Source organism: Achromobacter pulmonis (genome assembly GCF_002885955.2).
In the GTDB taxonomy this organism is placed as follows: Bacteria; Pseudomonadota; Gammaproteobacteria; order Burkholderiales; family Burkholderiaceae_B; genus Achromobacter; species Achromobacter pulmonis_A.
This window is the reverse complement of record NZ_POQS01000002.1, coordinates 716618-741411: the sequence shown is the minus strand read 5'-3', so window position 1 is coordinate 741411 and position 24794 is coordinate 716618. Positions and strand designations below refer to the sequence as shown.

The following is a 24794-nucleotide window of genomic DNA, read 5'->3' as shown; positions in this document are numbered from 1 at the left end:
TTCCACACGGTGATATTCTGGTCAACAAATAAGCACGTGGCTTAGGGAATGCACTAGGATTGATGCTGAAATTCATGGCCTTGCATCTGGCGTGCGTTGAATGATGCCCGGTTTCGCGGCGTGCTTTTATAATGATTTGCTAGTCCCAAATATTGAATTTTCATAACGAGAGGTAAGGCATGACACCCAGTTCGGCGCTGGCCGGCATCACAGTGCTGGAGATTTGCAATGTCGCGGCGGGGCCTTTTTGCGGCATGTTGTTGGCTGACATGGGCGCCGATGTGATCAAGGTCGAAAACCCCGAAGGCGGCGACACGCTGCGCAGCTGGCCGCCCATTTCCGACGGCTATAGCGAGAACTTCGCGTCGCTGAACCGCAACAAGCGTTCGGTGACGCTGAACCTGAAGGACCCCGGCGACTTGGCCCTGGCGCGCGAGCTCGCGCTGTCCGCCGACGTGCTGATCGAGAACAACCGGCCCGGCGTGATGGAGCGCCTGGGATTGGGATACGCGCAACTGCGCGAGGCCAATCCCCGGCTGGTCTATTGCTCGATCTCGGCCTACGGCCAGTCGGGGCCGCGTTCGCAGGAAGGCGGGTTCGACCTGACCATCCAGGCGATGAGCGGCATCATGAGCGTGACCGGCGAGGCCGGCGGCGAACCCGTGAAATGCGGCGTTCCCGTGGCGGATTTTTCGGCCGGCCTGTACGGCGCATTCGCCATCGCGTCGGCGCTGCGCGCGGCCCAGGCCAGCGGGCAGGGCACGCATATCGACGTGCCCATGCTGGGCGCCACGCTGGGCATCGCGGCCCTGCAGACGTCGGAGTTCTTCGGCAGCGGCAGGGACCCGGTCAAGCTGGGATCGGCGCATCCGCGCAATGCGCCGTACCAGGCCTTCCGCTGCAAGGGCGGCTACTTCGGCATGGCGGCGGGCAACCAGGCCTTGTGGAAGGGCGTGTGCGCCACGGTGGGCAGGGAGGACCTGCTGGCCGATCCGCGTTTCACCGACACCAGCGCCCGCGCGCGCAACCAGACGGCGCTGCGCGAGATCCTGGAGGCGATCTTCGAAACCGAGGACGCCCAGACCTGGCTGGCGCGTTTCCGCGCGGCCGGGGTGCCGTGCGCGCCCATCAACACCTATTCCGAAGTGCTGGCGGACCCGCAGGTGGAACACATGGGCTGGGTGCAGCCCGTGGACCTGCCCAACGGCGTGCGCACCCGCACGTTCGGGCTGCCCGTGCGTTTCGACGGCCAGACCACCGCCTTGCGCCGCCGTCCGCCGGCGCTGGGCGAACACAACGACGAGGTGCTGGGCCCGCTGCGCGCGGCCCGCAAGGAGACGGCGCAATGAACGACGTCCTGCGCATCGACAGGCAGGGAGCGGTGCACGTGCTGACGCTGGCGCGGCCCGACAAGATGAACGCCCTGTCGGCCGCACTGGTGGAAGCGCTGATCGCCGCGCTGGACGAGGCCGAGGCCGCGGGCGTCAGGCTCGTCGTGCTCAAGGGCGAGGGCAGGAACTTCAGCGCGGGCTTCGACTTCGGCGGCTGGCAGGAACAGAGCGAGGGCGATCTGCTGCTGCGCTTCGTGCGCATCGAGATGCTGCTGCAGCGGCTGGCGGCGTCGCCGTGCCTGACGCTGGGCCTGGCCCACGGCCGCAACTTCGGCGCGGGCGTGGACCTGTTCGGCGCCTGCAAATGGCGCGTCAGCGCGCCGGACGCCACGTTCCGCATGCCCGGGCTGAAGTTCGGCCTGGTGCTGGGCACGCGCCGTTACGCGGCCCTGGTGGGCGCGGAACGGGCGCGCGCGGTGCTGGAGCAGGCGGCCACGTTCGGCGCGGAAGAGGCGTTGCGGGACGGCTTCGCCAGCCGCCTCGCCGCCGCGCCGGACTGGCCCGACATTGAACGCGAGGCGCTGGACGCCGCGTCCGCGCTGAGCTGCGCGAGCCGCGTCCAGCTGTACGCGGCGCTGTCGGCGGAAACGCCGGACACGGATCTTGCCCGCCTGGTGCGCTCCGCCGCCCAGCCGGGCCTGAAGGACCGGGTGGCGGCGTATCTGCAGGCGCGCTAGACGCAAAAGAACGAGCAGGCAAGGAGACATCATGGCATCGGGTTTCAATCAGAAGGACAAGCAGCGCACGCTGGCCGAGCTGGCCGCGTTGGTGCCCAACGGCGCATCGATCGCGCTGGGCGGCAGCTTCCTGCACCGCGGACCGTTCGCCTTCGTGCGCGAACTGATCCGGCAGGGGCGGCGCGACCTGGAACTGATCAAGCAGTCGCCGGGCTACGACGTGGACATCCTGTGCCGCGCCGGCGCGCTGCGCCGCGTGCGCGCGGGCATCGTCGCCATGGAAGGCAACTTCGGCCTGGCGCCGTGGTATCGCAAGGCGGTGGAGCGTCGCGAGATCGAACTGGAGGAACACGCCTGCGCCAGCCTGACGGCCGGCCTGCGGGCGGCCGCCTTCGGCGTGCCGTTCCAGCCTTGCGGCGGCCTGCACGGCAGCGGCCTGCCCGAACTCAACGGCTGGAAATGCCTGGACGATCCCTATGGCAGCGGCCAGCAGACCTGGGTGGTGCCGGCCATCCGCCCCGACTTCGCCGTGATCCAGGCGTCGGAGGTGGACGCGTTGGGCAACGTGCGCGTGCACGGCACCGCGCACTGGGACCGGATCATGTCGCGCGCCGCCGGCAGCGTGCTGGTGGTGGCCGAGAAGATGGTCGACAGCGCGGTGTTCGAAGCCAATCCCGAATCCACGCTGGTGCCGTTCTTCATGGTGCAGGCGTATGCCGTGGCGCCGGGCAGCGCCTGGCCGGGGTCCTGCTGGCCGGACTACGCCATCGACTACCCGGCGGTGGAGGCATACATGGACAAGCAGGGCGATCTCGCAGCGCACATGGCCGCGGCGCCTGAAGCGCGGGAGGTGCAGCATGGCTGAGCAATGGTCGGGCTTTTCGTACATCGTCACCAACCTGGCGCGTTTCATCCGGCCGGACGAAATCACCTTCAGCGGCGTGAATTCCACCCTGCCCATGCTGGCCTGCCTGCTGGCCAAGCGCGCCTACGACTGGGACTTCGTCTACATCAACGTGGCCGGCGGCGTGAATCCGCGGCCCTCGCACGTTCCGATCTCCAGCTCCGACCCGGTGCTGGCCGAGCACACGGCCTCGATTTTCTCGAACGAGGACTTCTACGACCTGTGCACGCGCGGCCGCATGGACCTGACCTTCCTGGGCGCCGCGCAGATCGACGGGGAAGGCTGCGCCAACAATTCCTGCATCGGCGACTGGCACGAACCCAAGGTGCGGCTGCCGGGCGGCGGCGGCGGCGCGGTGATGCTGCCCACCGCCAGGCGCGCCTGCACCTGGCGCACCGAGCACTCGCGCCGCACCTTCGTGCCCAGGCTGGACTTCATGACTTCCTGGGGCGGATTCCATGGCGTGGTCACGCCCATCGCCGTGTTCGTCAAGCGCGACGGGCGCCTGGCGCTGCAGTCCTGGCATCCGGAATCCAACCTGTCCGAAGTGCGCGAGCGCACGGGGTTCGAGTTCGACGCCTCGGGCGCCGAGCCGTCCGCGCCGCCCACGGCGGCGGAGGCGCGCGCGCTGCGCGAACTGGACCCCGACGGGCAGTTCGAGCGCGACGCCGCCGTCGCACTGCGTTAGGAGACCGCCATGACGATCGCCGACGCCACCCTGGTGGCCGCTTTCGCGCGCCTGTGGAGCCAGCCGCAATGGGCCGGCCGGCCCGCCATCGCGACCGCGGACGGCGTGCTGACCTATGCCGGTCTGCACCATGAGGTCGGACGCATCGCCGGCGGCCTGCGCGCCGCCGGCGTGGCGCGCGGCAGCCTGGTGGCGATCGCGATGGAACGTTCGCAGGCCCAGGTGCTGGCCATTCTGGGCGTGATGGCGGCGGGCGCATGCCCGTGTCCGCTGGAGCCGCGCCTGTCGGACGCGGAGACCGCCCGGCGCGTGGCGGCGGTGGGACTGGGCTGGATGCTGCGCGACGAGGCCAACGCCGCGACGGCCCGGGCCAGCGGCCTGGCGCCGCAACGCCTGCTGGAGGCGGGCGCGGTCGCGCAAGGACCGCTGGATTGGCGCGGCGCCAGCGACGCCGCGCCCGGCGAGGCCGGCCTGCTGCTGTTCACGTCGGGCAGCACCGGCAATCCCAAGGGCGTGCTGCTCAGCCATCGCGGGCTGGCCAACAACGCGCGCGGCGTGCTGGCGCATACCGGGCTGACGCCCGGCGACCGGCTGCTGCACGTCATGCCGCTGCATCACACCAATGCGCTCAACAACCAGATTTTCACGCCGCTGCTGGCGGGCGCGTGCGTGGCGCTGGCCGGCCGCTTCCGGGCCGAGGACATGCCGGGATTGCTCGCGGCGTTCCGGCCCACCATCATCACCGGCGTGCCCACCATGTATGCGCGCATGCTGGAGCTGGAATTCGATCCGGCCAGCCTCGCGGCGCTGCGCTTCGCCCGGTGCGGCTCGGCGCCCATCACCGAAGCCCTGCACCGGCGCATCGAGGCCTTCCTGGGCTGTCCGCTGGTGGTGTCGTACGGGCTGTCGGAAGCCACCTGCACCTCGACCATGAATCCGCCCGCGGCGCGCCGCGTGGGTTCCGTGGGCACGGTGCTGGCCGGCCAGCGCGTGAGCCTGCGCCTGCCCGACGGCACGCAGGCCGCGCCGGGCGGCGAAGGCGAGATCTGCATCGAGGGCGACAGCCTGATGCTGGGGTATCTGGGCGTGGACGGCGCCGACGCCGATGCGCCGCGGCTGCTGCGCACGGGCGATCTGGGGCGTTTCGACGAGCAGGGCTATCTGAGCATCACCGGCCGCATCAAGGACGTGATCATCCGGGGCGGCGAGAACATTTCGCCGGCGCTGATAGAAGGGGTGGTGACCGGGCTGCCCGGGGTGGCGGCCTGCTGCGCGGTGGGCGCGCCCGACGAGGACCTGGGCGAAGTGCCCGTGATCTTCGTGCAGCGCGCCGGCGACGCCGCGCCGGACGAGGCCGGCATACAGGCCGCGGTGCTGGCGCGCCTGGGCCGGATCTACGTGCCGCGCGAGGTGCGCTGGATGGAGCGCCTGCCGGAGAACTCGGTGGGCAAGGTCGATCGCAAGGCGCTGGCGCGGCAACTGGCGCCCGCGCCCGCGCGCCTGTGAGCGGGCCCGGCGCGCGGACCTCGCAAGAGGACTTCAGGGCTGCGCGCGCAGCCTCGCCAGTTCGGCGGAAAGCTCGGCCACCAGGGCCTGGGCGCGCGCCAGCGGGTCGTGCGCTTCGGGCGCGGCCTCGGACGCCGCGGCGCCGGTCTGCAGCCGCGGCTGCAAGCTTTCGTGGCCCACGCTGACGTCCACGTCGAACACCAGTTGTTCGGCGCGGTGCCAGGTGGTGAACCATTCCAGCGGCCGGTCCAGCTGATCCATGCCGCGGCCCTGCAGCATCAATAGCGGCGTGCCGGCGGGCGTGTCCAGCAGGCGGCCCAGGGTGGCGTCGGCGGCCACGGCCCGGATCTGATTGCGCCCGGCGCCGGGACGCAGGCCGAAACGCCGCGTCAGCACGCCGTGCAGCGAGGCGTCGGTCAGGTCTTCGGTGCGCAGCCTGGGCACGGCGTCGGCCGGCAGCCAGGTGCGCACATAGGCCAGCGGCGCGTCGGCCACGTGGCGCAGGCGTTCCAGCATCAGCAGCCGGGTCGTGCCGAAGAATTCGGCGACTTCCGCGGGCGGCTCGGCGCGGGCGAGAGCCAGCACGCGGGTCTGCAGCGCGACGCCGGACTGGGCGAACTGCTCGTACAGGCCGGTGGAGCGCTGCACCAGCCGGCGATGCTCCTGCGGCGCGGCCACGGTGGCCGGGCGGCCGCTTTCGCGCTGGATCAGGCCTTCGGAAGCCAGCGCCGCCAGGGCCTGGCGCACCACGCTGCGCGCCACGCCGAAACGCTCGCACAGCCCCGCCTCGCTGGGCAGCGCGGTGCCGGCCGCCAGGCGGTTGGTGCGGATGTATCCGCGCAGCAGGGTGGCCACCTGGGCATGCAGCGGCGTATCGCCGGAGCGGTCTAGTGCGGGCAAGGCATCGTGCGTGGCGGGCGCCGTGGACATAGGGGAATCAACCTCCGGTTTGTGCCCGCGCAGTTTCCCATACATGCGTCCAGCCCGGGGCCAGGTGCGCGGCGCGCTCGGCGGCCAGGACCAGGCTGTCTTCGCGGGCGATGCCGCGGCCGGCGATGTCGAAGGCGGTGCCGTGGTCGACCGAGACGCGCACCACCGGCAGGCCGACGGTGATGTTCACGCCGTCGTCGCCGTAGACCGCCTTGAAGGGCGCGTGGCCCTGGTCGTGGTAACAGGCGATCACGAACTTCCATTTGCCGCGCACGGCCTGCGGGAACAGGGCGTCGGCGGGGATCGGGCCGGCGGCCAGGATGCCTTCGGCGTTGGCCTCGGCCACGGCGGGCGCCAGGATGTCGGCGTCTTCGCTGCCGAAGATGCCGTTTTCGCCGGCATGCGGGTTCAGGCCGGAGACGGCCACCGGCTGGTCGCCGCGGCCCAGCGCCTTGGCGAACGAGCCGGCCAGGCGCAGCACCGCGCGCATGCGCGCCGGGGTCAGGTTCTCGATGGCCTGGCGCAGCGACACGTGTGTGGTGGCGTGAAAGATGTAGAGGTCGCCGGCCGACAGCACCAGCGAGAAGGTCTTGACGCCGAATTCATGGGCCAGCAGTTCGGTGTGGCCGGGCCACTTGTGGCCGGCGGCGTGCATGGCGGCCTTGTTCAGCGGCGCGGTCACGATACCGTCGACCTCGCCGGCGCGCGCCAGCGCGCAGGCGGTGGTGACGAAGCGCACCGAGCCGTCGCCGGCGTCGGGGCTGATTTCGCCCAGCTTGACGTGGGCCAGCGAGGGGCCGGCCTGCAGCACTTCGATGGTGCCGGGGGTGTTGCTGCAATCGGCCGCGCGCTCGAGCTTGCGCACGATGGCGGGATCGCCGCCCAGGCTGCGCACCGCGTTGGCCATGACGTCCACGTCGCCGACCACCAGCAGGCGCGCCTTCTGGCGCAGTTCGTCATGGCCCATCAGCATCTTGGCCGTGATCTCCGGCCCGATCCCGGCCACGTCGCCGAGGGTCACGGCCAGCAGCGGCAGCTTGTTGGGTTGGGGTTGTGTCATTGCTTGAATCTCCTGTCGCGGATCGCGCGCACCGCGCGAACCAGTACGTCTTCGGCGCCAAAGCCGCCGGCCTTGGTCACCACGGGCAGGCCGGCGGCCGTGCCTCCGGTCAGCGTGCCCAGGGGCACGCCGCCCATTACTTCGTCGACCAGCGCGATGCCGCGGGCGCCGAGCGCCAGCAGCACGCTGCGCGCACCGTCGCCGCCGGTGGCGACCACGCCGGCGGCCTGCGAGGCCGCGATCAGCTGCGCGGCCAGGCCGCCCAGGCGTTCGGCGACGGTCTCGGAATCCAGCCCGTCGCGCTGGCCTTCGGGGGCCAGCAGCAGCACCGTGCCGGCCTCGGCCGGCGCCTGGGCATGGGCCGCGAGCAGCGGCTGGCTCCAGGCCTGCCAGGCGGCGTCATCGGCCAGGTCGGCCAGCGACGGCGTCCAGGTGTCGGCGCCGGCGGCCTGCAGCGCGGCCGCCTGGGCGCGCGCCGCGCTGTGCTGGGAGGTCACCACCACGACCACGGGGGCGGACTGGTCGGCGCCGGCCCAGACCCGGGCGAGCGGTGCGGCCAGGCCGCCCGCGCCCACCGGCAGCGCCTGCGCGCCGAGCAGGCCGATGGCGCGCGCCAGCCGCTCCAGGTCGGCGTCGCTGGCGGCGTCCACCGCCACGGTCGGACCGGCCTGGCGGATGCGCGCGGCCAGCGCTTCGGGCGTGTCGCCGTCGTGCTGCGCTACGTGGGCGCAGCCCAGCAGGGTGGGGATATGGCTTTCGGTCACCGGCGTGACCGGGTCGGTGGCCGCCGAGGTTTCGGTGACCGGCTTGCCGTTCACGTAGAGCACGCCGGCCTGCACGGTGCGGCCGGTGGCCGGGAAGGCGGGGCAGATCACCGCCACCGTGTCCGGGCCCCAGGCCTCGCGCGCCGCGTCGACCTCGGCCTTGAAGGCGCCGCGCAGCGTGGAGTCCACTTTCTTGTACAGGCGCGTCACGCCGGCCGCGCGCAGTCGGCGCACGTTGTCGCGCACCACCGCGGCGGCGGCCTCGGGGGCCAGCGCGCGGCTGTTGGTGGTCACGGCCAGCACTTCGACGCCGGCGGTGGCCGGCCCGGCCAGCGCCTCGTCGGCGCCGCCGATGGACAGGTGCGTGCTCCAGCCGGCGCGGACGAACTGCACCGCCGTATCGCCCGAGCCGGTCAGGTCGTCGGCGACGATGGCGATGGCGGGATTCAAAGCGCCTCTCCGCGCGCCTCGCGCAGCGAGGGGTGCGCGTCGGCCGCGTCGGCCTCTTCGGACTTGAGTTCGCCCGCTCGCTTGAGGAAGAACGAGGCCAGCACCGGGGCCAGGATGGAGCTGATCAGCACGCAGGCGGCGACCTGCGCGGTGGCGGTCGACACGTATTGCTGGAAGTTGGGATCGGCCGCCGCCACCACCGCGGGGGTGGCGATGGCGTTGCCGGCGGTGGTGCCGGCCGCGAAGCCCAGGCCGCTCTTGCCGCCGCGGCGCAGGATGAAACGGTAGCCCAGGTACACCAGGCCGCCGGTGATGGGGCTGATGATCAGGCCCAGGATCAGGCCGCTGACGCCGCCGCTGACCACGGCGCCCAGGTTGATGCCGGTGCCCAGCGCGAAGGCGAAGAAGGGAATGACGATGTTCGGCACGGGCTTGAGCACGTCGCGCCACTTGGGGTCCAGGTTGCCGACCCCCACGCCCAGCAGGAACGGCACCAGCGCCGCCACCAGGGCCACCATCGGGATGTCGGCCAGGCCCGAGGCGCCCAGGAACAGCAGGCTGAAGAAGGGGCCGTCGTTGACCGCGCTGGCCACGTAGGCGCCGCGGTCGCGGGCGTCGCCGTACTGGCCGGTGTAGGCCAGCCACAGGCCGCCGTTGCTGTTGTCGAAGGCCGCCAGCAGCGCCAGGATGGACACGCCCATCACGCCGTCCAGGCCGACGTAGCTGCCCAGGATGATGATGAGGGTGGCGGGCACCAGCGTCTTCATCAGCAGGATGGTGCCGGCGGTGGCCAGGATGGGGCCGCCGGTGCGGGCGTTGACGTGGGTGCCGGTGGCGAAGATCAGCAGCGCGATCAGGGGCAGGGCGCTGTTCTTGAACAGGGCGGTGGTGAAGCCGCCGATGGCCAGCGCGTCGGGGGCGAAGGTGCCGATCAGGGAACCCAGGATCAGCGGCACCAGCATCAATCCTCCGGGGATTTTCTGCATCGTGCCAAAAAAGGGCGAGCGGGAAGTTTCGGTCGACACTGTCGAGTCTCCAGGACGGTTTTCTAGATGCAGACGTTAGTGCAGGCGTCTGTCAGGTGGTTGAAAAGACGAAGGAAAACCGTAGTGTACACCTGTACGTACAGGATGTACGTACAGGTTTTCCCGCGCCCGCCGCTAGAAGCGGTAGGCGCCGCTCAGCATGACCGTGCGGCGCGCGCCGTAGAAGCAGTCGCCGCGGTCCAGGCAGACCACTTCGTAGCTGCGGTCGGCGATGTTGTTGACGTTCAGGGCGTAGCGCCACGGGCCGTTGTCGTAGCTGATCATGGCGTCGAACAGCGTGACGGCGGGCGTCTCGGGCGCGCCGCCGTCGCGGAAGGCCGACAGGTAGCGCACGCCGGCGCCCACCGCGAAGCCGGGCTGGCCGGCCAGCGCGAAGCGGTACTTGCCCCACATCGACGCCATGTGCTTGGGCTGCGCCTCCAGTTGCGGGTCGATGTCGGTGTAGATGTAGTTGGCGATCACGTCCAGTTCCTTGGTGACGCGCCCGCGCAGCTCCAGTTCGACGCCGCGGGTGCGGGTTTTGCCGGCCTGCACCTGGTTGTTGGGATTGTCGGGGTCGTTGGTCTGGCGGTTCTCTTCGCGCAGGTCGTAGGCGGCGGCGGTGAATTCGATGTCGGCGTCCTTGGGCATGTACTTGATGCCGGCCTCGACCTGCTTGCCGCGCATCGGCTGCCAGCGGTCGCCGTAGAAGTCGGCGCCGGCGATGGGCGTGAACGATTCGCTGTAGCTGAGGTAAGGCGACCAGCCGTTGTCCGCCGCGTACATCAGGCCGAAGCGCTTGGTGGTGGCCAGGTCCGTCTCGCGGTCCTGGCCCGCGGTGGTGCTGTCGGCGCGGTCGCGGCGGATGCCGGCCAGGAAGATCCAGTTGCGGTCGAAGGTGATCTGGTCCTGGGCATAGAAGCCGATCTGCTGCTGGTTCTGCTTGGGCTTGTCGCTCAATTCGTATTGCGGCGCGTTGCCGTACTCGGGATGGAACAGGTTCAGCGGCGAGCCGGCGCCGGTGGCGGTCTGGCTGGTCTCGCGGTAGCGCGAGTAGTCCATGCCGAAGATCACCGTATGTTCGGTGCGGCCCCAGTGCAGCTTGCCTTCGAGGTTCTGGTCGGCCAGCAGGGTGCGCATGCGCGGCTTGTTGACGTAGAAGTAGCGGTCGACCGTCTGCTGCTCGGCATCGATGTAGGAATCGCCGCGGCGCGCGCCGTACACGTTGGGATACAGCGTCTTGTAGTCGACGCTGCTGACCGTGTTGCGGAAGTTCTGTCGCACCTTCCAGGTGTCGTTGAACTGGTGCTCGAACAGCCAGCCCACGCTGAACTGCTCGGTGTCGTAGGCGTCGAAGCCCGGCTCGCTGGTGAAGCGCCGCGTCGGAATGCGGCCGTTGGGATTCTCCTGCACCGAGCCGCTCCACGGCAGGAACGATTGCGTGGTGCCGGCGCGGTCCTTCTGCCAGGTGGCCTGCAGCGTCAGCGAGGTGGCGGCGCTGGGACGCCAGGTGAGCGACGGCGCCAGCATGAGGCGGTCGTCCGGCGCGTACTGCACCTGGGTGTCGCTGTCGCGTCCGACCGCGATGACGCGGTACAGCCATTGGCCGTCTTCGGTCACCGGGCCGGTCAGGTCGGCCTGGATCTCGCGGCGGTTGTGGTTGCCCAGCACCACGCCGATTTCGCGCTGCGCTTCTTCCAGCGGCCGCTTGCTGACCAGATTGACGATGCCGCCGGTGCTGCCCTGTCCGTACAGCATGGAGGAGGGGCCGCGCAGCACTTCCACGCGCTCCATCGCATAGACCTCGGTGCGCGGATTGTTGAAGCTGAAGTACTGGCGCAGGCCGTCCAGGTACTGCACCGGCTCGACGCCGCGCACTCGCACGTAGTCGGCGCGGTTGTCCACGCCGTACGCGTTCGGCCGCACCCCGGCGGCGTAATTCATGGTGTCCTGGATGTTCTGGGCGCCCTGGTCGACGATCTGGTCGCGCGGGATCACGGTGATGGCCTGGGGTGTTTCCGACAGCGGCGTGTCGGTCTTGGTGCCGGTGGCGCTGCGCGTGGCCACGTAGCCGGCGACCGGACTGGTGGCGGTTTCCGCCGCGCCCGTGACCTCCACGGCGGGCAGCAGCGTGGCGGGTTCGGCGGGCTGGGCCTGCGCGGCGCCGCCTAGGCAGGCGGCCAGCGCGGCGGCCAGGGGCAACAGGGCTTGCGGCCGCGCAGGGCGGGCGGCCGGGTGGAAATGGCGTTTCAAGTGGGATCTCCAGCGGCCGCGCGGCCGTCAAATGGACTGACATGCGAATGACAACGATAATTATTATTAATTATTGCGGCCATGCAATTCAAAGAAACAGTCCGCCAAAAATGTAAAAAAGCCCCGCGGGCCAGGGCGGCCGGCAGGGCGTGGGGTCGAAAAAAACCCGTTGTTTCAGGGATTTGGCGGCGGCGCGCGGGGGCGGGTGGCGGTGCCGCCGGTTGTTGGTCCGGCGCGACAGTCAGGCTTCAGGACAGGTGCGCGCGGCGCGTGCCTCCGTCGCGGCGGCTGGCCTTTTCCGCCACGACGTTGTCCTCCGACATGCGGCGTCCGCGCTGTTCGATGCGGCCAAGAAAATCGCGCAGCAGGGCGACCTCCCGATCGTCCAGATCCTGCACCAGCAGGTTGTTCAGGCGCGCGATTTCGGGCAGCAGCGCGTGATAGCGGGCCTTGCCCTCTTCGGTGGCTTCCACGCGCACCACGCGGCGGTCGGCGCCGTCCTGCCTGCGGCGTATCCAGCCCTTCTGGCAGAGCGTGCTCAGGGTGCGGGACGTGCGCGTGAGATCCAGCTTGGCGACGGCGGCCAGTTCGGCCGAACTCATGCTTCCGCTTTCGACGGCACAGGCAAGTATGTGCCATTCGCGGCGCGTGATGCCGAAGCGCCCTTCGCAAAGTCGCAGGAAGACGGGGTTGGCTTGCGACCAGGCCTGGTACAGCCGGTACAGCAGCATGTCCGCCAGGCAGCGCTGGCCGTTCGAGGTGTCGCAGTTCATGTCCGCAAGTCCTGAATTAGATCAATAAATGCTCACGTTGCTACATTCGAATCCCGCATTCGGGAGCCGGCCTTGCAGCGACAACCATAAACGACAGTGGGCCGCTGTCACCAGGAGACAAGCATGTGTAAATGGATGGCAGGAGCCGCGGTCGCGGCAATGCTGGCGGGCGCCGTTGCGCCGGCCGGTGCGCAGCAGGCTGCGCTGGAAGGACCGCTGACGATCGTGGTGGGGTTTGCCCCTAGCGGCACGGCGGACCGCGTCGCGCGGCTGGTCGCCAGCCGGCTGGCCGAGCGCGTCGGCGTGCCCGTGGTGGTGGAGAACAAGTCGGGCGCGGGCGGGCGCATCGCGGCGCAGGGCATGCGCGCGGCGTCGGCCGAGCAGAACGTGCTGATGCTGGCGAATCCGGCCGTCATGGTGGTGGGGCCGCTGGTCTATGCCAAGCCCGGCTACGATCCCCAGCGCGACTTCAAGCCGGTGTCGCTGGTCACCCGCTACAAGTTCGCGCTGGCCGTGCCTCCGGATTCGCAGATCAAGAACCTGGCGGACCTGCGCCAGTGGATCGAAGCGCATCCCAGGCAACTCACCATCGGCGTGCCGGCCACAGGCAGCCTGCCGCACTTTTTCGCGCTGATGCTGGGCCGCGAATTGAAGGAGCAGCCCGAGGTGGTCGGCTACCGGGGCTCGACGCCGGTGATCAACGAGCTGGTCGGCGGCGTCTTGCCGCAAGGCATCACCACGCTGGATACGCTGCTGCCGCTGGCCGGTTCCGGCAAGGTCCGCATCCTGGCCGTTTCAGGCGAGAAGCGCGACGCCGATCTGCCCGACGTGCCCACCTTCCGCGAGGAGGGCGTCAACCTGGTGGCCGAGGGCTGGAATGCCTTTTTCGCGCCGGCTGCGATGCCGCAGGCCAGGATCGAGCGGCTGGGCGCGGATATCGCGGCCGTCATGAAGGAACCCGAGATGCAGGAAGCCGTGCGCGCGGCGTTCCTGGAGCCGGTGTCCATGGACGCCGGCGCAACCGCCGAAGCGCTGGCGGCCTATCAAAAGCAATGGGAGCCGGTGGTGCGGGCATCGGGTTTCAAGGCCGATCAATAGCGGCGGATGCGCGGCCTCAGGTTGGGCGGGCGCGGCGCGTGCCGCCCTCGCGCCTGCTGGCCTTTTCCGCGACGATGTTGTCCTGCGACATGCGGCGTCCGCGCTGTTCGATGCGGCCCAGCAGGTCGCGCAGCACGGCGACTTCCTGGGCGCTCAGGTCCTGCACCAGCAGGTCGTTGAGCCGGGCGATTTCGGGCAGCAGGCCCTGGTAGAGGGCCAGGCCCTCGTCCGTCACCGCCACGCGCACCACGCGGCGGTCGGCGCTGTCGTGCAGGCGGCGCAGCAAGCCCTTTTCACAGAGCGCGCCCACGGTACGGGACGTGCGCGCCAGGTCCAGCTTGGCGGTGGCCGCCAGTTCGGCCGTGCTCATGGTGCCGTCTTCGACCGTACAGGCCAGGATGCGCCATTGGCGGCGCGTGATGCCGAACCGTCCTTCGCACAGGCGCAGGAACACCGGATTGGATTGCCACCAGGCCTGGTAGAGCCGGTACAGCAGCATGTCCGTCACGGGACGTTGGCCAGGCTGGAGGGGGTTCTGCATGGCTGCTCCTTTCTTGAGGCAACGCAAATCATGATTGCAAGTAGTGGATTAGATCAACAAATATCCGCGTTGCTACAGTCGGCTTTCCCATCCGGGGACAGGCAGTAATCACCATAATCGACAGCGCAGCTGTCGGCAGGAGAAGACAATGCTTAAGTGGATGACGGGCGCCGCGGTCGCGGCAGCGCTGGCGGGAACCGTGCCGCAGGTCTGTGCGCAGCAGGCCCCGCTGGAAAGCCCGCTGACGATCGTGGTGGGGTATGCGCCGGGCGGCAGTTCCGACCGCATCGCGCGGCTGGTCGCCACCCGGCTGACCGAGCGGGTGGGCGTGCCCGTGGTGGTGGAGAACAAATCGGGCGCGGGCGGGCGCATCGCGGCGCAGGGCATGCGCGCGGTATCGGCCGAGCAGAACGTGCTGATGCTGGCGAATCCGGCCGTCATGGTGGTGGCGCCCCTGGTGTACGCCAAGGCCGGCTACGACGCCCAGCGCGATTTCAAGCCGGTGTCGCTGGTCAGCCGCTACAAGTTCGCGCTGGCCGTGTCGGCCGATTCGCCGATCCGGGACGTGGACGGCCTGCGCCAGTGGCTGAAGAGTCATCCCAGGCAGTTCAGCCTGGGCGTGCCGGCCACCGGCAGCCTGCCGCATTTCTTCGCGCTGATGCTGGGCCGCGAGCTGGGCGACGCGCCCGAGGTGGTCGGCTACCGCGGTTCGTCGCCGCTGATCACCGAACTGATAGGCGGCGTCCTGCCGCAAGGCATCGATTCGCTCGACACCCTGCTGCCGCAGCACCGCTCCGGCAAGCTGCGCATCCTGGCGACGTCGGGCGAGCAGCGCCCCGCGGAACTGAATGACGTGCCCACCTTCCGCGAGCAGGGCCTGGACCTGGTGGCCGATGGCTGGAACGCGTTCTTCGCGCCGGCGTCGATGCCGCAGGCCAGGATCGACCGCCTGAGCGCGGACATCGCCGCCGTCATGAAGGAGCCCGCCATGCAGGAAGCGGTGCGCGCGGTCTACCTGGAGCCGGTGTCCATGGACGCGGGCGAAACCGCCCGAGAATTGGCCGCGTACCGCAAGCAGTGGGAGCCCGTGGTGCGAGAATCCGGCTTCAAGGCGGAACAATAGGAGCAGGCATGAGTACCGTGCAGAACGTGTTGTTCATCATGGCCGATCAGCTCAGGGCCGATCACCTCAGCTGCTATGGCCATCCCTATCTGCAGACGCCCAGCCTGGACGCGCTGGCCGCCCGCGGCGCGCGCTTCGACCGGGCGTTCGTGAATTCGGGCGTCTGCGGCCCTTCGCGCATGAGCTATTACACGGGGCGCTATCCGTCCAGCCACGGCGCGACCTGGAACCGCGTGCCGCTGTCGGTCAACGAAGTCACGCTGGGCGAGTACCTGGCGGGGCAGGGCCGCGACCTGGCGCTGGCCGGCAAGACGCACATCATTGCCGACAAGGCCGGCATGGAGCGCCTGTCCATCGACGGCGCCTCCGAGCTGGGCGTGCTGCTCAGCCGCGGCGGCTTCACCGAGCTGGACCGCTACGACGGCCACCACGAACCCGGCGACGAAAGCGGTTATCCGGCGTTCCTGCGCCGCCATGGCTACGACAGCGCCGATCCCTGGACCGACTACGTCATCGCCGGCCTGGACACCGACGGGCGCGTGGCCAGCGGATGGAACATGCGCAACGTGCACCTGCCGGCGCGCGTGGCCGAGGCGCATTCGGAAACCGCCTATATGACCGACCAGGCGCTGGACTTCATGAAGCGCCGCGGCAGCCAGCCCTGGGTGCTGCACCTGAGCTACGTGAAGCCGCATTGGCCGTACATGGCGCCGTCTCCCTACCACCGGATGTACACGGCCGACCAGTGCCTGCCGGTGCAGCGCAACCAGGAAGAACTGGCCGACGCGCATCCGGTGGTCGCGGCCTACCGCCAGCACGAGGAAAGCCTCAGTTTCTCCACCGACGAATGCGTGCGGGTGGTGCGCCCGGCCTACCAGGGCCTGATCCGCCAGCTCGACGACCACCTGGGCCGGCTGTTCGACTACATGGAGGGCGCGGGCCTCATGAAGAACACGCTCATCGTGTTCACGGCCGACCACGGCGACTTCCTGGGCGATCACTGGCTGGGCGAAAAAGAGCTGTTCTACGACACCGTGCAGCGCGTGCCGTTCATCGTGATGGACCCGTCGGCCCAGGCCGACGCCACGCGCGGCAAGGTGCTTTCCGACATGGTCGAAAGCGTGGACGTGGCGCCCACGGTGCTGCGCGCGCTGGGCGCGCCCGTCCCCGGCCACCGGCTCGAAGGCCGCGAGCTGCAGACGCTGCTGCATGGCGGCGGCGACGGCGCGGCGGCATGGCGGGACTGCGTGTTCTCGGAGCTGGATTACAGTTTCCGCCAGGCCCGCGTGCTGTGCGGCAAGACGCCGCAGAACGCGCGCGCCTGGTCGGTGCGCACGGACCGCTGGCGCTACGTGTACTGGCTGGACGAACCCGAGCAGTTGTTCGACCTGCAGGCCGATCCCGGCGAGTTCCAGGACCTGGGCCGCAGCAGCGCGCATGCCGGCACGCGCCAGGCGCTGCGCCAGCGCCTGCTGGAATGGATGCTGCGCACCAAGCGCCGCACCACCATCAGCGACGAGGCCATCGAAAAATCCACCAACGCGCACAAGCGGGCCGGCATTTTCTTCGGCCAGTGGTAGCGCGCCTCAGGCCCGCACCGGGGGCGCCGCGGGCTTGAGCTCGCGGCGCAGGATCTTGCCCACGCTGCTGCGCGGCAGGTCCTCGCGGAACTCGACGTAGCGCGGCACCTTGTAGCCGGTCAGCTGCTGGCGGCAATGCGCGATCAGGGTCTCGGCGTCCAGCGCCGGGTCCTTGCGGATGACGTACAGCTTGACCGCCTCGCCCGAACGCTCGTCGGGCACGCCGACCGCCGCCACTTCCTTGACCCCGGGATGCAGCGCGGCCACGTCCTCGACCTCGTTGGGATAGACGTTGAAGCCCGACACCAGGATCATGTCTTTCTTGCGGTCGACCAGGAACACGTAGCCGTTCTCGTCCACGTAGCCGATATCGCCGGTGCGCAGGAACCCGTCGGGGTACATGACCAGCGCCGTCTCGTCGGGGCGCTTCCAGTAGCCCTGCGTGACCTGGGGGCCGCGCACGCAGATCTCGCCGCTTTCGCCTATGCCCAGCTCGCGGCCGGCGTCGTCGCGGATCGAGAGGTCGGTCGACGGCACGGGCAGGCCGATGGAACCGGTGAACGCCTGCACGTCCAGCGGGTTGATGGTGACGGCCGGCGAGGTCTCGGTCAGGCCGTAGGCCTGCGCCAGCGAGCGGCCGGTCACGGCGCGCCAGCGTTCGGCCACGGCGCGCTGCACCGCCATGCCGCCGCCCATGGTCAGCCGCAGCCGCGAGAAATCCAGGCGCGCGAAATCCGGGTTGTTGAGCAGCGCGTTGAACAGCGTGTTCACGCCGGTGAAAGCGGAAAACGGTACTTTGCGCATTTCCCTGACCAGCCCGGGGATGTCGCGCGGATTGATGATGAGCAGGTTGCTTGCGCCCATGCGCATGAAGGTCAGGCAGTTCGCCGTCAGCGCGAAGATGTGATAGAGCGGGAGCGCCGTCACGATGCATTCCTCGCCCTCGGTCACCAGCGGGCGCACCCAGGCGTAGGCCTGGTTGAGATTGGCCACCAGGTTGCCGTGGGTCAGCATGGCGGCCTTGGCCACGCCGGTGGTGCCGCCCGTGTATTGCAGGCAGGCCAGGTCGCGCTGGTCGAGCGGGACCTCTTCGAAGGGCGCGGCGCGCCCGGCGCGCAATGCCGCGCCCAGCCGGACGGCGCGGGGTATGGTCCACGCGGGCACCATGCGCTTGATCCGGCGCACCGCGAAGTCCACCAGGCGGCCCTTGAGCGGACCCAGCATTTCGCCGATGGAGGTCACCAGCACCCGTTCGATCGCGGTGCCGGGCAGGGCCTTTTCCAGCGTGGCGGCGAAGTTGTCGGCCACCACGATGGCGCGCGCGCCCGAGTCGGCCAGCTGATGCTGCAGTTCATGGGCGGTGTAGAGCGGATTGCAGCTGACCACCACGCAGCCGGCGCGCAGCGCGCCGAACAGGCATACCGGGTATTGCAGCAGGTTGGGCATCATGAGCGCGACGCGGTCGCCGCGGCCCAGGCCGTTGGCGTGCAGCCAGGCCGCGAAGTCGCGCGTCAGCCGGTCCAGCTCGGCGTAGCGCATCGGCCTGCCCATGCTGATGTACGCGGTCTTGTCCGCGTAGCGCAGGCAGCTTTCGCGCACCACGGATACCAGCGTGGTCGCGCCGTCCAGGTCGATCTCGGCGGGGACGCCGGGTGGGTAGCTCTTCTGCCAGATTCGTTCCATCGTCGCTCGTATGCACTGCTGCGGGTTGCCCGGGCGGACCGTCTTCGGCGCCGCCCGCGCGGGCGTATTGTCGCGCAAACGGCTGACGGCGATGTCCGGGGAGGTCAGGGCGGCGGCCCGGAGTCCGCGCCGCCGGTGTTCTTGCGCTTGTAGAACGTCTTGTCCGCGATGTAGATGCTGCGCTCCACCACGGCGTAGACGACGCCGTCCTTGTCCTTGAGTTCGACCGTGTAGTTGCGGGTGGTTTCGTGATGCTGCGCCAGCAGCCGGCGGATCTCCGCGATCTCGCCCGGCGGCAGCCGGAAATCGGCGTACAGCGTGGCGTAGGCCGGCTTGCGGTAGCGGATGGTCGCGGCCTTGTCCCAGACGATGTGGTCCGCGCCCAGCGCGGACATCAGCATGGTGGGGTGGGCGCCGTCGGTCACCGCGAACAGCGAGCCGCCGTACATGGAGCCGACGATGTTGCGCGTGCGGCGCAGCAGCGGCAGCTTGATGCGGATGTGCTGGAAGTCAGGCGACACGTGCACCACGCGCCCGCCGGTGGCGCGGAACGCCGGATGCAGGTTGAATCCCACCCGCATCAGGCGCGCGCGCCACCGCGGCGACAGGCTCTTGAACCAATAGGGCTTCATCGCCGGCGCGCCGCCTACATGGCTTCGAACAGGCCGGCCGCGCCCATGCCGGTGCCGATGCACATGGTCACCAGCCCGTACTTGCCGCCGGTGCGGCGCAGGCCGTGGACGATGGTGGCCGTGCGGATCGCGCCGGTGGCGCCCAGCGGATGGCCCAGCGCGATGGCCCCGCCCAGCGGGTTGACCTTGGCCGGGTCCAGCTTCAGTTCGCGGATCACCGCCAGCGACTGGGCGGCGAAGGCTTCGTTCAGTTCGATCCAGTCCAGCGCGTCCTGCCCGATGCCGGCGCGCGCCAGCACCTTGGGAATGGCCGCGACCGGGCCGATGCCCATCACCTCGGGCGGCACGCCGGCCACCGCGAAACCGGCGAAGCGCGCCAGCGGACTCAGGTTGAATTCGCGCAGGATGCGGTCGGACACCAGGACCACGGCGGCCGCGCCGTCCGACATCTGCGAGCTGTTGCCGGCCGTGACGCTGCCGCGCGCCGCGAACACCGGCTTGAGCCGGGCCAGCGCCTCGGCGCTGCTGTCCGGGCGCGGGCCTTCGTCCACCTCGACCAGCCGGCGCACCTCGCGCACCGCGCCGCTGGCGCCGTCGGGCAGGTGCGCCACCACTTCGTAAGGCGTGATCTCGGCGCGGAAATGGCCGGCGGCGATGGCCGCGCAGGCCTTCTGGTGCGAAGCCAGCGCAAAGGCGTCCTGGTCCTCGCGCGAGACCTTCCAGCGCTCGGCGACCTTTTCGCCGGTCAGGCCCATGCCGAACGCCATGCCGAGATTTTCTTCATGCGCGAAGATGGCCGGGTTCATCGCCACCTTGTTGCCCATGATCTGCGGCATGGCGCTCATGGACTCGGTGCCCGCGCCGATCATGATGTCGGCCTCGCCCATGCGGATGCGCGCGGCGGCGTCGGCCACCGCCTGCAGCCCCGAGGCGCAGAAGCGGTTCACGGTGACCCCGGCCACGCTTTGCGGCAGCCCCGCCAGCAGCAGGCCGATGCGCGCCACGTTCATGCCCTGTTCGGCTTCCGGCATGGCGCAGCCGGCGATCACGTCTTCGATGCGGGCATGGTCCAGCCCCGGCGCCTGCGCCAGCGCGCCGTTGATCGCCGCCGCCAGCATGTCGTCGGGCCGCGTGGTCGCGTAGGCGCCGTTGCGCTTGCCCACCGGCAACCGCGTCGCCGCCACGATGTAAGCGTCTTGAATCTGTCTGTTCATAATCAGTTCCTTGTGTCCATAGCGCATAACGCTCCGCATGCCGCTGCCCTCGCCTNGCGGCGCAGGCCGTGGACGATGGTGGCCGTGCGGATCGCGCCGGTGGCGCCCAGCGGATGGCCCAGCGCGATGGCCCCGCCCAGCGGGTTGACCTTGGCCGGGTCCAGCTTCAGTTCGCGGATCACCGCCAGCGACTGGGCGGCGAAGGCTTCGTTCAGTTCGATCCAGTCCAGCGCGTCCTGCCCGATGCCGGCGCGCGCCAGCACCTTGGGAATGGCCGCGACCGGGCCGATGCCCATCACCTCGGGCGGCACGCCGGCCACCGCGAAACCGGCGAAGCGCGCCAGCGGACTCAGGTTGAATTCGCGCAGGATGCGGTCGGACACCAGGACCACGGCGGCCGCGCCGTCCGACATCTGCGAGCTGTTGCCGGCCGTGACGCTGCCGCGCGCCGCGAACACCGGCTTGAGCCGGGCCAGCGCCTCGGCGCTGCTGTCCGGGCGCGGGCCTTCGTCCACCTCGACCAGCCGGCGCACCTCGCGCACCGCGCCGCTGGCGCCGTCGGGCAGGTGCGCCACCACTTCGTAAGGCGTGATCTCGGCGCGGAAATGGCCGGCGGCGATGGCCGCGCAGGCCTTCTGGTGCGAAGCCAGCGCAAAGGCGTCCTGGTCCTCGCGCGAGACCTTCCAGCGCTCGGCGACCTTTTCGCCGGTCAGGCCCATGCCGAACGCCATGCCGAGATTTTCTTCATGCGCGAAGATGGCCGGGTTCATCGCCACCTTGTTGCCCATGATCTGCGGCATGGCGCTCATGGACTCGGTGCCCGCGCCGATCATGATGTCGGCCTCGCCCATGCGGATGCGCGCGGCGGCGTCGGCCACCGCCTGCAGCCCCGAGGCGCAGAAGCGGTTCACGGTGACCCCGGCCACGCTTTGCGGCAGCCCCGCCAGCAGCAGGCCGATGCGCGCCACGTTCATGCCCTGTTCGGCTTCCGGCATGGCGCAGCCGGCGATCACGTCTTCGATGCGGGCATGGTCCAGCCCCGGCGCCTGCGCCAGCGCGCCGTTGATCGCCGCCGCCAGCATGTCGTCGGGCCGCGTGGTCGCGTAGGCGCCGTTGCGCTTGCCCACCGGCAACCGCGTCGCCGCCACGATGTAAGCGTCTTGAATCTGTCTGTTCATAATCAGTTCCTTGTGTCCATAGCGCATAACGCTCCGCATGCCGCTGCCCTCGCCTAGCGGGGCCGCGCGGATCCGGCTCCGCCGGTCCGCAGCCGGCGCCCCCCTGGGGGGGAAGCGCCGCAGGCGCTTCGGGGGGGGTCAATTCCGCAGTGGCTTGCCGGTGTCTAGGGTGTGGCGGATGCGCGCCTGGGTTTCCGGTGTGCGCAGCAGCGCCATGAATTCCCGGCGTTCCACCGCCAGCAGCCATTCCTCGTCCACCTTGGCGCCGGGGTCGACCTCGCCGCCGCACAGGGCCACGGCGGCGCTGCGCGCCACGCGGTAGTCGTGGGCGCTGATCATGCCGCCCTCGCGCATGTTGAGCAGCACCATTTCGAAGTTGGCGATGCCGCCGCGTCCGGCCACCGGCACGTCGCGCAGCCGCGGCGGCGGCGTGTGGCCGGCCTCAGCGGCGGCGCGGGCCTGGCCGATGGCGACGAACAGCAGCTCGTCCGGATGGAAAACCACCACGTCGCGGTCGCGGCCGAAGCCGGCCGCGATGGCCTCCAGCGCACTCTTGGCGACCTGGGCGGTGGCGATGTTCTGGAACACCGGCTGCAGGTACGGGAAGACCTCGCCCGGCGTGGCCGTGCGCGCCGCCAGCGCGGCGGCGCGGCCGGCGAACTCCTTGCTGCCGCCGCCGGCCGGAATCAGCCCCACGCCGGCCTCGACCAGCCCGATATAGCTTTCCAGCGCCAGCACCCGGTGCGTGGCGTGCATGAGGAATTCGCAGCCGCCGCCCAGCGCCATGCCCTGCACCGCGGCCACGGTGGGAATCTGCGCGTACTTGAAGGCCTGCGAGGCGCGCTGGAATTTCTCGACCGTGGCTTCCAGCATTTCCCATTGGCCGGCGGCGCAGGCTTCCGACACCTGCTGCAGATTGGCGCCGAGCGCGAAGGGCGCGTCGTGCCAGATCACCAGGCCGTCGAATTCGCGTTCGGCGCGGGCCACCGCCTGCAGCACGCCTTCCAGTACTTCGGCGCCCAGCGTGTGGTTGCGCGACGTGACCGAGAGGATGGCGATGCCGGCGTCGTGCTCGGGCAGATGCCACAGGCGCACGCCTTCGTTTTCCCAGACCGTGGCGCCGCGCGCGGCGGCGCCTTCGCCGTACAGGCGCTCGGGGAACAGCTGGCGGCGGTACACCGGCAGGCTGGAGCGCGGATGCAGCTGGCCGCTGCGCGCCGAATACGAGCCTTCGGGCGTGTGCACGCCCTGGCGGGCCGGCTCCAGCGCCCACGCCGGCAGCGGCGCGTCGCTCATGGCGCGGCCGGCGGCGATGTCCTCGGCCACGGCCGCGGCGATGTCCTGCCAGCCGGCGGCCTGCCAGGTCTCAAACGGCCCTTGCGACCAGCCGAAGCCCCAGCGCATGGCCAGGTCCAGGTCGCGCGCGTTGTCGGCCACGTGTTCGAGCTGCACCGCGCTGTAGTGGAAGATGTCGCGAAACAGGCTCCACAGGAACTGGGCCTGCGGATGGGCGGAGGCGCGCAGCGCGGCGAAGCGGCGCGCGGGATCGCGTTCCTTGAGCAGGGCGGCGACCTCGTCGGCCAGCTTGCCGGCGCTGGGCACGTAGTCCTGCGCCTTCAGGTCCAGCACCTGGATGTCGCGGCCCTGCTTGCGGTAGACGCCGGCGCCGCTCTTCTGGCCCAGCGCGCCCTTGGCGATCAGGGCCGACAGCCAGCCGGGCAGGGCGAAGTACCGGTGCCACGGATCGTCAGGCAGGTTCTTTTCCATGGTGCCCACGACGTGGGCCAGGGTGTCCAGGCCGACCACGTCGGCGGTGCGGTAGGTGGCGCTCTTGGGGCGGCCGATCTTCGGGCCGGTGAGGGCGTCGACCTCGTCGAAGCCCAGCCCCAGGCGGGACGTGTGGTGCATGGCCGCCAGGATCGAGAACACGCCGATGCGGTTGGCCACGAAGTTGGGGGTGTCCAGCGCGCGCACCACGCCCTTGCCCAGCTTGGAGGTCAGCCAGGTTTCGAGCTGGTCGAGCACGTCGGCGCGCGTGTGCGGGGTGGCGATGATTTCCACCAGCCGCATGTAGCGCGGCGGGTTGAAGAAGTGGATGCCGCAGAAGCGTTCGCGCAGGCTCTCGGGCAGCGCGTGGGCCAGCGCGTCGATCGACAGGCCCGAGGTGTTGGAGGCGATCAGGGCGTCGGGCGCGACGTGCGGCGCGATGCGTTCGTACAGCGCGGTCTTCCAGTCCATGCGCTCGGCGATGGCTTCGATCACGAGGTCGCAGCCGCGCAGGCGGTCCAGGTGGTCGTCGTAGTTCGCCGGCGTGATCAGCGCCAGGCGCGCGGCGCCGGCCAGCGGCGCCGGCTCCAGTTTCCTCAGGCCGGCCAGCGCCTTGTTGACGATGCCGTTGCGATCGCCCTCGGGCGCGGCCAGGTCGAACAGCGTGACGGGCACGCCGGCGTTGGCCAGGTGGGCGGCGATCTGCGCGCCCATGACGCCGGCGCCCAGGACGGCGGCGTGTTTGACGAGGAACTTGCTCAAGGAAGTCTCCTGAAAAAACGGAGGGCGGGGCGAACCCGCCCTCCGGGCAGGGCGGAAAGGCTAGAAACGGGACGACAGCTGCACGCCCAGGATGTGGGCGTTGCTGTCATAGGTGCCCGCGACGCGGCCCTTGGTCAAGGCGTTGCCGGACGTGGTGTCGATGTCCGTCTTGCGCAGGTACAGATAGGTGTAGCCCACGTCCAGCGTCGTGTTCTTGCCGGCCTGCCACTGCACGCCGGTCGAGAACCAGTAGCGGTCGTTGTCGGGCAGCGAGGTCGGGCGGTCGGACGCCTGGTAGACGGGCGACTGGTCGAAGGCCACGCCGAACTTCCATTTCCAGTCCGGCGCGAACTTGTAGGGAAGGTCTGAAGAACTCGATTTCAAACATCCAAAAATCGACCTCATGACCAAAGTATTCAAAAATGGTTAAAAACTGCTCAAATCATCGCCACTTTCGGGTTGTTTGCACCCCGATCAGGCCCGTTTTCGGGCCTGTTGGCGCTTTTTGGGCGCACTTACCCTGCCACCGCCGTCAACGGGCGGCGTGCCATCCAGATATTGGACAGCGTAAACAACATTTTCAAATGCGCAGTGTTCTTGGCCAGTCCACGGAATCTGACTTTACGAAACCCGAATTGGCATTTGATGACACGAAACGGATGCTCAACCTTGGCTCGAAGACTGGATTTGGCCCGCTCAATGTTTTGCGTCAAACGATCAATTGCGCTGTTACCCAAGGCGCGCCGTTTGCCGGGGCGCATGGCAATGTGCCAGGTTACGTCACGCCCTTGGTGC

Annotated in this window: 21 protein-coding genes and 1 pseudogene; 8 read left to right on the top strand and 14 right to left on the bottom strand. The window is 69.7% G+C overall.

Annotation, left to right across the window (positions count from 1 at the left end; genetic code table 11):
- Positions 1-179 precede the first annotated feature (179 nt).
- From C1I89_RS09495 to C1I89_RS09475, 5 genes are read left to right on the top strand one after another with little or no spacing between them, the layout of a single operon-like run.
- A complete protein-coding gene (locus tag C1I89_RS09495; RefSeq protein WP_102772499.1) occupies positions 180-1349 on the top strand; it encodes a CaiB/BaiF CoA transferase family protein in 1170 nt (389 codons plus the stop codon).
- Positions 1346-2068, top strand: coding sequence for an enoyl-CoA hydratase/isomerase family protein (locus C1I89_RS09490; protein ID WP_102772498.1), 723 nt, complete (start codon positions 1346-1348; stop codon positions 2066-2068). Before C1I89_RS09495 ends, C1I89_RS09490 begins: the two co-directional genes overlap by 4 nt.
- A 31-nt stretch (positions 2069-2099) precedes the next feature.
- Positions 2100-2933 carry a CoA transferase subunit A gene (locus tag C1I89_RS09485; RefSeq protein ID WP_102772497.1) on the top strand — a complete coding sequence of 278 codons (834 nt, stop codon included), beginning with the start codon at positions 2100-2102 and terminating at the stop codon, positions 2931-2933.
- Positions 2926-3660 carry a CoA-transferase subunit beta gene (locus C1I89_RS09480; protein WP_102772496.1) on the top strand — a complete coding sequence of 245 codons (735 nt, stop codon included), beginning with the start codon at positions 2926-2928 and terminating at the stop codon, positions 3658-3660. The genes C1I89_RS09485 and C1I89_RS09480 overlap by 8 nt, the downstream gene beginning before the upstream one ends.
- 9 nt (positions 3661-3669) lie before the next feature.
- Positions 3670-5166 (top strand): class I adenylate-forming enzyme family protein, encoded by a 1497-nt coding sequence (locus C1I89_RS09475; protein WP_102772495.1) that lies wholly within the window; start codon positions 3670-3672, stop codon positions 5164-5166.
- A gap of 33 nt (positions 5167-5199) precedes the next feature.
- Here the strand turns inward: C1I89_RS09475 and C1I89_RS09470 are convergent, their stop codons facing one another.
- The 6 genes from C1I89_RS09470 to C1I89_RS09445 all read right to left on the bottom strand — a co-directional run bounded on the left by C1I89_RS09470 (position 5200) and on the right by C1I89_RS09445 (position 12421).
- A complete protein-coding gene (locus C1I89_RS09470) occupies positions 5200-6096 on the bottom strand; it encodes a GntR family transcriptional regulator (protein ID WP_102772494.1) in 897 nt (298 codons plus the stop codon).
- A 7-nt stretch (positions 6097-6103) separates the two neighbouring features.
- A complete protein-coding gene (pdxA, locus tag C1I89_RS09465) occupies positions 6104-7156 on the bottom strand; it encodes a 4-hydroxythreonine-4-phosphate dehydrogenase PdxA (RefSeq protein ID WP_102772493.1) in 1053 nt (350 codons plus the stop codon).
- Positions 7153-8370 (bottom strand): D-threonate kinase, encoded by a 1218-nt coding sequence (gene dtnK / locus C1I89_RS09460; protein WP_102772492.1) that lies wholly within the window; start codon positions 8368-8370, stop codon positions 7153-7155. Before dtnK ends, pdxA begins: the two co-directional genes overlap by 4 nt.
- Positions 8367-9395 (bottom strand): 2-keto-3-deoxygluconate permease, encoded by a 1029-nt coding sequence (locus C1I89_RS09455; protein WP_102772491.1) that lies wholly within the window; start codon positions 9393-9395, stop codon positions 8367-8369. The genes dtnK and C1I89_RS09455 overlap by 4 nt, the downstream gene beginning before the upstream one ends.
- Before the next feature lie 135 nt (positions 9396-9530).
- Entirely contained in the window at positions 9531-11648 is a 2118-nt protein-coding gene (locus C1I89_RS09450) for a TonB-dependent siderophore receptor (RefSeq protein WP_102772490.1), read from the bottom strand.
- A gap of 248 nt (positions 11649-11896) precedes the next feature.
- Positions 11897-12421, bottom strand: a complete 525-nt coding sequence (locus tag C1I89_RS09445) for a MarR family winged helix-turn-helix transcriptional regulator (protein WP_102772489.1) — start codon at positions 12419-12421, stop codon at positions 11897-11899.
- A 123-nt stretch (positions 12422-12544) separates the two neighbouring features.
- Between C1I89_RS09445 and C1I89_RS09440 the strand changes: the two genes are divergently transcribed.
- Positions 12545-13519 carry a Bug family tripartite tricarboxylate transporter substrate binding protein gene (locus C1I89_RS09440; RefSeq protein WP_102772488.1) on the top strand — a complete coding sequence of 325 codons (975 nt, stop codon included), beginning with the start codon at positions 12545-12547 and terminating at the stop codon, positions 13517-13519.
- 16 nt (positions 13520-13535) lie between these two features.
- Here the strand turns inward: C1I89_RS09440 and C1I89_RS09435 are convergent, their stop codons facing one another.
- Entirely contained in the window at positions 13536-14060 is a 525-nt protein-coding gene (locus tag C1I89_RS09435; RefSeq protein WP_102772487.1) for a MarR family winged helix-turn-helix transcriptional regulator, read from the bottom strand.
- A 148-nt stretch (positions 14061-14208) separates the two neighbouring features.
- Between C1I89_RS09435 and C1I89_RS09430 the strand changes: the two genes are divergently transcribed.
- On the top strand, positions 14209-15183 hold the full coding sequence (locus tag C1I89_RS09430; RefSeq protein ID WP_102772486.1) for a Bug family tripartite tricarboxylate transporter substrate binding protein: 975 nt from the start codon (positions 14209-14211) through the stop codon (positions 15181-15183).
- 8 nt (positions 15184-15191) lie between these two features.
- Positions 15192-16763 carry a sulfatase-like hydrolase/transferase gene (locus C1I89_RS09425; RefSeq protein ID WP_102772485.1) on the top strand — a complete coding sequence of 524 codons (1572 nt, stop codon included), beginning with the start codon at positions 15192-15194 and terminating at the stop codon, positions 16761-16763.
- 6 nt (positions 16764-16769) lie between these two features.
- Here the strand turns inward: C1I89_RS09425 and C1I89_RS09420 are convergent, their stop codons facing one another.
- The 7 genes and pseudogenes from C1I89_RS09420 to C1I89_RS09390 form a co-directional block, all read right to left on the bottom strand.
- A complete protein-coding gene (locus C1I89_RS09420; protein ID WP_102772484.1) occupies positions 16770-18446 on the bottom strand; it encodes an AMP-binding protein in 1677 nt (558 codons plus the stop codon).
- A gap of 104 nt (positions 18447-18550) precedes the next feature.
- Positions 18551-19078, bottom strand: a complete 528-nt coding sequence (locus tag C1I89_RS09415) for a DUF4442 domain-containing protein (RefSeq protein WP_102772483.1) — start codon at positions 19076-19078, stop codon at positions 18551-18553.
- 14 nt (positions 19079-19092) lie between these two features.
- Positions 19093-20292 (bottom strand): acetyl-CoA C-acyltransferase, encoded by a 1200-nt coding sequence (locus C1I89_RS09410; RefSeq protein ID WP_102772482.1) that lies wholly within the window; start codon positions 20290-20292, stop codon positions 19093-19095.
- 2 nt (positions 20293-20294) lie between these two features.
- Positions 20295-21470, bottom strand: a complete 1176-nt coding sequence (locus C1I89_RS09405) for an acetyl-CoA C-acyltransferase (RefSeq protein WP_102772851.1) — start codon at positions 21468-21470, stop codon at positions 20295-20297.
- A 138-nt stretch (positions 21471-21608) separates the two neighbouring features.
- On the bottom strand, positions 21609-23999 hold the full coding sequence (locus C1I89_RS09400; RefSeq protein WP_102772481.1) for a 3-hydroxyacyl-CoA dehydrogenase/enoyl-CoA hydratase family protein: 2391 nt from the start codon (positions 23997-23999) through the stop codon (positions 21609-21611).
- 60 nt (positions 24000-24059) lie between these two features.
- A pseudogene (locus tag C1I89_RS09395) lies at positions 24060-24356 on the bottom strand (OmpP1/FadL family transporter); the annotation flags it as partial.
- 158 nt (positions 24357-24514) lie between these two features.
- Positions 24515-24794, bottom strand: a 280-nt coding sequence (locus C1I89_RS09390) for a transposase (protein WP_146196897.1), incomplete at its 5' end; no start/stop codon positions are given.